We start from the raw sequence: 1,132 nt of genomic DNA, 5'->3' as shown, positions 1-1,132 counted from the left end.
CTTGTATCTTGATTGATATAGTGATTAGCTACCACTATACGCAAATTGTAGAGTTTGGAGTGCTGCTAAAATCTTAAATTTGAACCTGAGATAAAACCTACAATTTGCCCTTATCCCTCATACAACTCTGAACGGTAACTAAGCACTTTGATGCTGTATTCACAAGGTAAGATGATGGTTAATGGGATAAAAATCATAGCTTAAACTCAAGGAATATCACCATGATTATGCTAGGTATTGATGTCAGTAAAACCAAAATAGATTGTTGCATTTTCCCTCAAGGTTTGACTGGAAAAAGAAAAAATAAAATATTTACTAATACAGAAAGTGGCTTTGGCAGTCTGCTCAAATGGCTCATCACTCTTAAAATTGAACCTGATCAAGTGACAGCAATCATGGAAGCGACTTCGGTTTATCACGAGAATTTGGGATATTATCTATATGATGCAGGTGTAAAGGTTTGTGTGGCTAATCCTTCACGAGTAAGAGCCTTTGCCAAAGGCATGTCCATGCTAAATAAAACGGATAAAGCTGATAGTGAAGCTCTTTCACGTTATGGTTACACCGCAAAGTTAATCATATGGCAGCCTGAACCTGAAAATGTCAGATTATTAAAAGCTTTACTAGGCAGACGAGATGTCTATCTAGGTAGTCTATTGCAGGAAAAGAATCGACTTGAAAAGGCGCAGTCCACTCATACCTCCGTTGTTGTGATTAAATTACTTGAAGAGAATATTGAGTATTTAAATCAGCAACTTGAACATATTGATAAGTTAATAAATAATCACATAGATCAAGATCCAACATTGAAACAGGATTTGAAATTACTGCAAACTATTCCTTCAATCGGTGAACGATCAGGCTTATTACTGTTGGGGTTATTTCATTCGCACAAGTTTGAAAAAGCAAGTCAAGCTGCTGCATATGTAGGTTTGGTTCCAGTACATCAGTTGTCTGGCAGTTCAGTCAACAAGCAAAGTCACTTATCAAAAGCAGGTGACAGTAAAATACGCTCAGTATTGTATATGTCGGCATTAACAGCGATTAAATATAATCCACACATTGAAGCTTTATATCAACGATTATTAAGCCAGGGTAAAAATAAAATGTGTGCTTTAGGTGCTGCAATGCG

1 protein-coding gene is annotated in these 1,132 nt (G+C 36.5%); it reads left to right on the top strand.

What is annotated here, in order from left to right:
- Positions 1-221: 221 nt before the first annotated feature.
- Positions 222-1,132: transposase (locus G5T77_RS15025; RefSeq protein WP_166236241.1), on the top strand; the 911-nt coding region annotated here is incomplete at its 3' end.

It is taken from the genome of Acinetobacter sp. GFQ9D191M (assembly GCF_011174875.1).
Classification (GTDB): domain Bacteria; phylum Pseudomonadota; class Gammaproteobacteria; order Pseudomonadales; family Moraxellaceae; genus Acinetobacter.
The sequence above is the reverse complement of the archived record's forward strand: the minus strand, read 5'-3'. Positions and strand labels throughout refer to the sequence as shown.